The 370-nt window shown below is 70.0% G+C and carries 1 protein-coding gene; it reads right to left on the reverse strand.

Annotation, left to right across the window (positions count from 1 at the left end; all coding sequences use genetic code 11):
* A partial coding sequence (locus tag ACPCK6_RS29665; protein WP_423482865.1) for a DoxX family protein occupies positions 1-311 on the reverse strand: 311 nt, incomplete at its 3' end.
* Between the last annotated feature and the right edge of the window lie 59 nt (positions 312-370).

Consider the following 370-nt stretch of genomic DNA (forward strand, 5'->3'; position numbering starts at 1 on the left):
ACGAGCAGCGGCTGGAAGAGCAGGCGGACCGCCCGTGCCGCGTCGGTGTCCAGGCCGAATCCGTCACGCCCTTCGGTGAACTGAGCGATGTTGCCCGGGAAGACCGCGACGAAGAAGGCGGCTACGACCGCTCCGGTGAGGCCGCGTACGGGCTGTCTCCAAGCCGCGAGCAGGGCCAGCCCGAGACAGATCTCGACCACCCCGGAGGCGACGACGACGAGATCGGCGTCGAGCGGGAGCCAGGAGGGCACCTGCGCCAAGAACTCCTGGCGCGCGACTGTCAGGTGGGCGATGCCGGCAACGAGCAGCATCGCGCCCAACGCGACCTGGCCGACCGCGCCCGTCAACCGTCGGGCAAACGTGGAGGTCA

Source organism: Micromonospora sp. AB353 (assembly GCF_049538395.1).
Lineage (GTDB): Bacteria > Actinomycetota > Actinomycetes > Mycobacteriales > Micromonosporaceae > Micromonospora > Micromonospora aurantiaca.